We start from the raw sequence: 8,843 nt of genomic DNA, 5'->3' as shown, positions 1-8,843 counted from the left end.
GGCCCTGATCCCGCCCACCCGAGGGGGGTCAATATTCAACGCCGATACGGGGTCAGATTTCGGTGCCGATTGACAGCTGATGCGCTGACGCCGGGCAGGAGCGCTGCGATCTGATGTTCGACGCGTCTCGGCGCGCTCGGACCAACCGACCGACAATTTCGACCAACCCGACCCGCCCCAGAGGCGGGTTTTGCATTTCTGGAGACAAACTATGCCGACCACGACCTACGCCCATTTCCGTGATGTGCCCGAGAGCGCCTGGCGCTGGCCCAGCTTCTCCCCGGCGGAGATCGCTTGCCGCGGCACCGGGGCGATCAAGATCGACACCGAGGCGAGGGACAAGCTGCAATCCCTGCGCAACCGCCTCGGCAAACCGCTCATCGTCCGTTCGGGCTATCGCAGCCCGAGCCACAACCGCGCCGTCGGCGGGGCGCCAGCCTCCAAGCACATGCTAGGTACCGCCTTCGACATTGCGATGTCGAACCACGACCCCGCCGCCTTTGCCGAAGCTGCCCGTACCGTCGGCTTCCTCGGCTTCGGCACCTATCCGCGCTCGGGCTTCATGCACATCGACCTCGGTCCTGCCCGGTCTTGGGGCGAGCCCTTCGCCCCCCGCGCCACACCCTTTGTGCCGGAAACCCAGCCAGTTCGTGAAGTTCTGGCCGACAGCCGCACCCTGAAGGGTGGTGGGGCAGCAGGCATCGCGACCGCCGGCGCCGCGGGTGTCGAGGTGGCGCAAGACGTCTTGGCGGAAACCCAAACGGCCATCCTGCCCCTAGTGCCTTATCTCGACACCCTGCGCTGGGTATTCATCGCCGTGGCGCTGATCGGCATCGCCGTCGCCATCCACGCCCGGATCGACGACTGGAAGCGGGGCCTGCGCTGATGGGTTGGATCACCGCCTTCCTCGCCAGCGGCCCCGCGCGCAAAGCGCTGGGCCTGCTGCTGGCCGCCCTCACCATTGCCCTGTTCCTGCTGAACCTCCGCCGCGCCGGTGACCGCGCCAGTCGGCTGGCCGAGCGCATTTCAACATCGGAGAGAACCCGTGAAATCCAACGCCAAATGCTGGATGCCGCCAGCCGCCGCCCCGCTGATCGCGATGCTCTGGCTGACCGGCTGCGGGATGGCCGGCTCTGATCGACCGGGGCAGGTCTGTCCGCCGGTGGTGGAGTACACGACGGCCGATCAGACGCACGCTGCAGATGAGGTGGACGCATTGCCGGAAGGCGCGATCATCGTCCGTATGCTTAGCGACTACGCCGTCATGCGTGATCAGGCGCGGGCATGCATATGAGTGGGAAAAGGCGGCTTGCGGGAACGCACCGGATCTACGCGAGCAAGCTGCGGATGCTCACAAGTCGACCAACTCAAGTGCCGCATATTCTGGCTCGAAGTTGTGTCCCTGCCTGTAACGACAAGTAACTCAGCTTTGAGTAGCACGCTGGTCGGCCGCCATGTCGCCAAGAGGAGTGCGGGCCCCTAGGAAGGCCCCGCGGAGCCGCATCGTCTTTTCCCGAGCACTGTCGAATGCCGCTCAGGGTTTGGAACCAAGTTGCAAATACCCATGAGCATCAAGATGTGCTCGGCGGCCTTCTTCGAGATGACCGACAATGCGGTCCATCCAGATGGCTTTGTTCAAGCTGTCAATTGGATCACAGGTTCCGGGGGCTACTGAGAAGCCAAGGTGGTGCAGGCCACGGACACGCTGCGACTCGTCCAGCAGGGGCGCGCCAGAACTTCCGCCTTCCGTGTCGCAGGTATGACCGAACTCGGCCCCCTCGGTTCCGTCAATCCAGCCGGGGAGAGAAAGCTCGTCGTGCACGATGCTGCAGTTCGTGCTGGTCTGCTTTATCCGTGCGGCAGGAAGGTGAATCAGCCCGATACCTTCATCCGCCGAGAGCCGGTCCGTCTTGATGCGCAGCGGCAGGACGGGTGGCTGGCCGTTCAGAGGATCCAGTTCGATCAGCGCGTAGTCGAGTCCGCGGTCTGATCCCACTACCCTGCTGCAGCGAAAGTCATTGCTGATCGTGTCCATGTCCCAGGAAAAATCAATCAACGCGGTTGTGCAAACCTCTGCATCGTCCCAATAGAGCGCGGGTAAGTCGGCAGCGCCGTTGGCCACTTTTCCACAATGCCAGTTGGTCAGGAAGAGGTTCTGCCCTACCGCGACACCAGTGCAGGCTGCGGCGACGCCCGTCCCTCGGGTGATGAGGATCCCTATTGCATCGCCAGCCTCGCGCTCTGCTATATTGGCAGTGTGAAGTGGCTGCCACGCTTCAATGGCGGGCTCCTGCCGTGAGTAGAAGGGATTCTCGACATTTTCGGGCATGACGAAAACGTCCGTCAAGACGACCCGCAGCGTATCGCCACCTGTCGCGCTTGAGCCATGCAGCGTAAGACGCAGATCGGCTTTGTTGAACCGACCGGTCCAGACGCTTTCGCCCTCGGGTAGCGAGAGCGGGTCAAACCATTGCAAAACGCGGTGGTCGACATCCCGCACCGCCACGCGCCAGTCTCCCGCAGCCTTTCCATTGCGGCGCAAGAGCATTCTTTGCCAGCGTATCTGCCCCCCGACATGGGGCAACGTCAGCGTCACCTGCAGCGGGGTGAGCGCGCGGCCGACGACCTGGTGGACTTGCCCGAGCTCGGTCATCAGCCGCCCACCGCAATCGGGAAGGCCAGCACCGGGGAGCAAGGTCAGGAACGCTGCGAAGGCAGCCGTTTTCATTGGCCGCAGTCCAAAGCGTGAGCAATTCCCTTGTCTGGCAAGATCAGTTCGTCAATCTCGGCGAGCGTAAAGGTCCGCCCTCCAGCCGCGATGAAAGGCTGCGCCACCACCTGTGGCGAAATCTGCACCGGGCCGATAACGTCGACCTTCACGTTAAATCCCGGATCATAGGCGTAGAGGAACCAGCGGTCGCCCTCCTCCCAGCTTGTCGGCCCCTGCTCATGGGGCACGCGAAGGATGCGGCGCAGGTTGCGGGTGCTGGTCTGCTTGTTAGACAGGGCGCCGCTTTCGGTGTCCAGGCGGAACCAAGGCACGCTGCAGCCCAGATGTGCAGCATTCTCCAATGCTGCATAGCGTCCTTCCGCCGGCTGACTGTTCAGCCGGGCAAAGGCTCCGGCTGGAGTGAGAAGGGCCGCTGCAGGGTTGACAACTCCCGCGGCCTCGCGCGTACTTTCGGTTAGGCGCGGGGTGCTGGTCAGGACAAGCCGGCGTTTCACCTTGTCAGCAAGCACGACGTTGTCGTGGTCGACATAAGCATCGGCGTCGCAGCGCAACATGCCCGCAGCCACTCCACCGACAAATGCGGCGGCCTGGCTGGTCCCGCCATGCTCGCCCACGATCTGCTTCGGGCCGAGCGGGGCGACGTAGTGCCGGGCTGGCGCGGCGATGGTGACGGCGCGGGCGGTGTTTGGCGCGGTCTTTTCTTCGGATCGCCCAAAGTTAGCGTCACTCCACAAGGCCATTTCAGGCCAGGTGCAGGGATCACAGGCGGTTACAACGATCACATTGTCAAGATCGCCAAGGTTCATCGGCGCGATCACCGAGTTGCGGTCTAATATCCAGGGGGAGACGGGCCCGGATGACAATGCGGCGGCAGAGGCATCGGGCTTCTGGCCTGCAGCAGTTATCCACAGCGGCGCTATGTTAAGGATATCATTGACCACCGGGTTGCGGAAGCGCGTCTTGTGGTCCTCTAGCGTCTTCATGTCGAGGCTCGCGATGTCGGGTGTCTTTGGGTAGGACCAGTCGAGGAATCCGCGGTTGCTGTCGAACATTTTGCGCGAACGTGGCTGCCCCATTGCCGCGATCAGGGTCTCTACATCCGAGGCGATGTTTGGAAATTTTGACGCGAAGACAAATATCTGCGGTCCGTTAGCCTCGGTATAAGCCGAGTTTGTGCGGGCCCGAAGGAACATCTGCAGTTCAGAAAGCGAAGCCAGCTGCCAGTCGAACAGAGCGACTGTTGTCCCGGGAGCAAGACCCGCGAAACCCTCGCCGTCGACGCGCGCCGACATTACCGCAGCCATGCTCGTCGCGTGATGACAATTCTTATCGAACGGGGTGACCGTGCAGGCGTTTGGTACTTCGTCAATCTTGGGACAGTCTTGTGCGACGGCCTCTTTCGCGTCAAGTTCGGCATTCTCGGGGCCAAAAATCTTGAGTGAGCTGGCAATATCTGCGGGAAGGTAGGAAAGGCTGTCGGGAAGGACAATCTGGGGACAGCGCGGCCCCGTGCATTCCCGTGCGCATGATGGCCAAGCGTCGGAATCGGCATCGAGCATCGACCAGAATGCCGTGTCTCCTTGCTCCATCTCGTCGCCGCTCTCACAGCTCGCAAGTTCTTTCGCAAGGGGACGAAATGAATATTTTTCCTTGGGCTGCACCGCATCGCGCACCACGATTGTACTTTCCGGGAGGCCGAGCCGGTAGAACGCTCCTACCACTGACACCGCCGCGGGCGGCGGCACCTCGACTGAAAGCCTGCGCCCCATCGTGGTGACGATCGAGCGTCCGCCGAGTCCATATTCTCTCTCATCTATTCGACCTGCATTTTGCAGCCACGACTTTGAGTCGGGCAACTGGCCGGAAGGTTGGCGCTGCACCTGGACTTCATAGCGGAAGGGTTGGATGTCGACGCCTGGCAGGACAAGCCGTCCTTCCAGCTGCAGGGCGTCCAGGTCGATGCTGGGGTTTAATTCCCGGATCAGTTCGACGCCCGTCGTACCATCGCAGAGCAAGTGAAGCTCTCTTTCCAAGATGCGGCAGCCGGAATCGCCCTTGCCGATAGTCACGCTTCGCTCTGGCAGGATATCGGCATAGTCACTGCGGTACAGCTCTTGCAAAAATAGAGCGATCGACCGGTTCTGGTCACCGCCGAACACCTCGATCTCTACTCGGACCGGGGCAGCCGCGGGCTCGACGTTGTCCATTCGGATGCGGACGAGATTGGTGCCGCCAGCCTCCGTCGTATCGGCAACGATGACACCATCTACTTGTCCGTCGCCGTACATCACTCGGTGCGCGGCCTCGTCCAGCGGCGTTAGGTCCAACAGGTTGGTACCGTCACCTCCGCAGGGGTAGTGCATGACCGAGCGAACATCTATTGCCTCGAAGCCCGGTATCGAAAGCCAGCTGGCGCGCTCGAGCTTGGTCGTAGCGATCAGGCAAGCGAGGCTCGCAGAACGGACATGCTCATGCCGATAGCCTAGAATATGCCCCAGCTCATGTCGCATAACACCAGTGCGGTCAAATCTCTGATCCGTCGCGAAAAATCCGGATGAGACCAGAAGCTGTCGCATTGCGGGCGGGTCGCTCGGATAAAAGGCCAATGCCGTCGCCGCCATGTCCTTGGACCTGACAACGAACGTTACTTCGTCCGGCCGGGCGTCTGCGATCTGCGTAATTGTAAGATCGCAGGGCTGGCACGCCTCCACCCATTCGAGCGACGCATCGGCTAGGGCGTGGATGACCGCCTCGCGTTGCTGATCACTAAAGTCGTCGCGGGCTATTGTATAAGTAAGTTGCCGCTGTCCCCTTGGCCAAACGCCATCGCGGTCGATCAACAGTTCCGTTGCGTCGCTGCGGCGCGACGCGCTTCCCGACTCCATGTCCTGCCCAACAGTATGGAGAAGTAGGCGGATCCGGCTCTCTGTCATCAGAACATCGCCGTCTACCACATAGCGTCCATCCACCATTGGCAGGGTTTTCAAGTAGTCGCCGAGAGCCTCCGGGTTGTCGGGCGCAGCCAGCGCACCCCGGAGCTCTGCTTCGGCCGTTTGTCCCATAGCCGAGCCGGTCCAGCAGGCAACCGCGCCGAAACAGAACCAAACCAGCGTGGCGCGAAACAAAATCTCATATGGGTGGCGCGCAAAAACGGAGCGCAAATATCTGACCGATCGAGTTTTTTGTAAACTTGGCATCTGGCGATCCTCGCAACGCAACCCTTGCGGGGCGGTGAAACAAAGTCGGCGGCCTTGAAAATCACGTAGCAATCACGGAAAATTTAATCTTGCTTGATGTTGGAGATTCGTTCAATGCCGAGTCGCCGTGAATTTTTAGGATCTTCGGTAAGTTGGGTGGCGACGCTCTCCGGATGTACCAGCAGCATCTTCGCCCCTTCAGTTTCGGCTGGCGCTATCGACATTCACACCCATACCTTCAACGGTCGTGACATTGCCGTCGTGGGTTTCCTGACCACAACGATCCTGCGCGACGCTCATGCGCCCGTCGACCCTGACATCGCGACGACCGCATTTCTGCGCTTACTCGTGTCCATTCTACTGTCAGGCACGCCCACTGCACGCGATGAACTGGCCATCCTGCGCGGCTCGCCGGCCGTCAGTCTTGCTGCCGATGGCCCCGCAAGCGCCGTCTCTTTCGCCGCTCAGGACGAGCGTAACGTTGCGGACGGGATCGCGGCCTATCTGGCGACAGCGTCGCCAGCAGGTTTACAGTCAGCGGGCGATACGGACGTGCTGGATCGTCTCGTGGCCGAAACCGGAATTATGACCGATCCGGCCGCTCTCGAACGGGTGGAAGACATTCCGCAGCGCTTGGCTGATAGGATTTACGCGCGGGAGAAGCTGGGGAGGAAGATCGTCTATCAGCGGAATACGTCCTTCATTCAGACAATTCGGTGGGCCGGTCTGCTAACACGTTCACGGCGCGATATCGTCACCGAGATGGTGCGCCTATACGGTCAGGAAGACGGAATCCACGTTTTCTGTCCCTCGCTCGTTGATTTTGCGCGCTGGTATCCGCGCTCCGAGCCCGTGTCGGCGATTGAGGACCAGATCGAAGTTATGTCTTTGCTGGCAACGTTGCGCACGGATGCTGTCTTGCTAAATTTCGCTCCGTTCTGCCCTCTGCGCGCCGCGTTGGAGCGAGAGGACACCCCCGATCGCGATCCTCTCTGGCGCTTACAGGGCGCTGTGGAGGAAAAAGGCTTTGCGGGCGTGAAGCTATACCCCCCTGTCGGCTTCAAGCCTCTAGGCAACGCCGACGTCAGCTTCGATGGCGTGGCGAGGGTACCCAGGGGCGGAGGCGCGTCGCTCGACCGCGAACTGCGAGGTCTTTATCTGTGGTGCGAGAAGAACAGGGTGCCAATCAAGGCACATGCCAACAACTCGTTGGACCGCGGCATATGCACTGGCCTCTACGCCTCACCTCTCAATTGGGCCCAGGTTCTGCACGACTACCCGCAGTTGCGGCTGGACCTTGCCCATTTCGGCGGCTTCGACGCAAACGATCCTGAAGACAACCAGTGCGATCCCGTAGACCCTCGGCCGTGGGAAGAAATTTCAGCCGAACTTATCGGGCGGCATGACCATCTCTATGTCGATGTCGGCTATTGGAGCGAGGTAATGTCCAGCGTCGGCGGCCGCGAGAACAGGATCAGAGCCATGCGCAGGCTCATCGACCGCGAGCCGAAGATGGCAGGCCGCATCATGTACGGATCGGATTGGTCGATGATTGGCCGCGTACCAGGGCATGAAACCTATCTCGCCGACGTTCAGCTTGCCGCGGTGGAACTTGGCCTCGACGATGCCGAACTTGCTGACTTCGAAGGCGGGAATGCGCGGCGCTTCCTCGGACTTTTCCCCGGCGATCCACAGTTCGCACGGCTCTCGAAGTTCTTTGGTCCCGACCACCTCTTTACAGCCAAGTTTAGCACGTCCTGATCCAAAACCCGATGGAGGAACAGACGAATGAACGTTTTGATCTACCTCACTCTGCCGCTCGCTCTGACGCTTTCCGGCCCAGCAGTTGCGCAACTTCAGTTTTCGCCAGATTTAGTACCCGCCTTCGAGCAGCGCACAGAGAATTCTGAGGTCCTACTTGAGCCGCTGGAGCCGATCGACGATATCGACGGCAGCCTCATCAATGGCATTCCAGCGACGCCGGGCGACTTCGCCGGCATAATTCGCATGACCACGGGCGGCACTTGCACTGCCGCGATCATCGGCCCTGCAGCCGTCCTCCTTGCAGCGCATTGCGTTGAAGACGGCCAGCGGATCCGGTTCAGCGCAGGTGGCAGTTCGGTGCGCGGCATCTGCGACCAAGCGCCGGGTTATCGCGGCGGCGACAAGTCGCAGGACTGGGCCCTGTGTCTGCTATCTAACCGTGTGACCGGGATTGCCTACGAGAGCGTGAACCTAGGCACGCCAATTGGCCCCGGAGCCGAGGCTCTACTAACCGGCTTTGGTTGCCGCAACGAGGGCGGACGCGCTGGCCGTGTCTTGCTAATCGGCGTGTCGGAGATCGTGGCCCGCCCGCCAGGCCTACCCCGCGAGACCTCGACCATCTATACACACAGCAACATCAACACCGGCGACGCAATCCTTTGCCCCGGAGACAGCGGCGGCCCTATGTTCCGGTTGATCGATGGAACGACCGGTGGCAGGCGGGTGATCGAGGGTGTGAATTCACGCACCACCTATAGCGTCGGCTTCTCACTGTTCGCTGCGACCAGCTCAACGAATGGGAAGGCATTCATCACTGACTGGGCCATGGTAAACAACGAGACGATCTGCGGACTGAATTTGTCCGGAGGGATGTGCAAGGGCGGCTGAGGAAATCGGTTACCCGCCTAGTAGGTGCAGCACTCGGGGTTGCCCGAGGGCACCGGTTCGTAACGCGCCAACCACCCCCGCTGTCAGGGGGGCTCGTCAAACGTTGAGATGGCGTTGAGGTAAAACGGACAAGCAAAAGCCCGACTGTTTAGGTCGGGCTGCAAGTCCTTGATAAGGCTGGAATATTTGGTTGCGGGGACAGGATTTGAACCTGTGACCTTCAGGTTATGAGCCTGACGAGCTACCGGGCTGCTCCACCCCGC

6 protein-coding genes are annotated in these 8,843 nt (G+C 61.0%); 4 read left to right on the top strand and 2 right to left on the bottom strand.

The window, feature by feature from the left end:
* The first annotated feature begins 211 nt into the window (after window positions 1–211).
* Window positions 212–886, top strand: a complete 675-nt coding sequence (locus AC3A5Z_RS24045) for a YcbK family protein (protein WP_487521796.1) — start codon at window positions 212–214, stop codon at window positions 884–886.
* Window positions 886–1,137 (top strand): hypothetical protein, encoded by a 252-nt coding sequence (locus AC3A5Z_RS24040; protein ID WP_487521795.1) that lies wholly within the window; start codon window positions 886–888, stop codon window positions 1,135–1,137. The genes AC3A5Z_RS24045 and AC3A5Z_RS24040 overlap by 1 nt, the downstream gene beginning before the upstream one ends.
* A 397-nt stretch (window positions 1,138–1,534) precedes the next feature.
* Here AC3A5Z_RS24040 and AC3A5Z_RS24035 read toward each other — a convergent pair whose 3' ends face one another.
* Complete coding sequence (locus tag AC3A5Z_RS24035) at window positions 1,535–2,728, bottom strand: trypsin-like serine peptidase (RefSeq protein WP_487521794.1); 1,194 nt, start codon at window positions 2,726–2,728, stop codon at window positions 1,535–1,537.
* On the bottom strand, window positions 2,725–5,928 hold the full coding sequence (locus tag AC3A5Z_RS24030) for a S8 family serine peptidase (RefSeq protein WP_487521793.1): 3,204 nt from the start codon (window positions 5,926–5,928) through the stop codon (window positions 2,725–2,727). Before AC3A5Z_RS24030 ends, AC3A5Z_RS24035 begins: the two co-directional genes overlap by 4 nt.
* A gap of 156 nt (window positions 5,929–6,084) precedes the next feature.
* On the opposite strand from AC3A5Z_RS24030, the gene AC3A5Z_RS24025 reads away from it, so the two are divergent.
* Window positions 6,085–7,689, top strand: coding sequence for an amidohydrolase family protein (locus tag AC3A5Z_RS24025; protein ID WP_487521792.1), 1,605 nt, complete (start codon window positions 6,085–6,087; stop codon window positions 7,687–7,689).
* A 27-nt stretch (window positions 7,690–7,716) separates the two neighbouring features.
* A complete protein-coding gene (locus AC3A5Z_RS24020) occupies window positions 7,717–8,580 on the top strand; it encodes a trypsin-like serine protease (RefSeq protein WP_487521791.1) in 864 nt (287 codons plus the stop codon).
* Window positions 8,581–8,843 lie beyond the last annotated feature (263 nt).

The organism is Cereibacter sp. Soil_C_27, from assembly GCF_057657095.1.
The sequence above is the reverse complement of the archived record's forward strand: the minus strand, read 5'-3'. Positions and strand labels throughout refer to the sequence as shown.

Bases quoted from the DNA above. Each gene is read 5' to 3' on its own strand.
- AC3A5Z_RS24035 (WP_487521794.1), bottom strand. From the start codon at position 2,728: ATGAAAACGGCTGCCTTCGCAGCGTTCCTGACCTTGCTCCCCGGTGCT.
- AC3A5Z_RS24030 (WP_487521793.1), bottom strand. From the start codon at position 5,928: ATGCCAAGTTTACAAAAAACTCGATCGGTCAGATATTTGCGCTCCGTT.
- AC3A5Z_RS24040 (WP_487521795.1), top strand. From the start codon at position 886: ATGGGTTGGATCACCGCCTTCCTCGCCAGCGGCCCCGCGCGCAAAGCG.
- AC3A5Z_RS24020 (WP_487521791.1), top strand. From the start codon at position 7,717: ATGAACGTTTTGATCTACCTCACTCTGCCGCTCGCTCTGACGCTTTCC.
- AC3A5Z_RS24045 (WP_487521796.1), top strand. From the start codon at position 212: ATGCCGACCACGACCTACGCCCATTTCCGTGATGTGCCCGAGAGCGCC.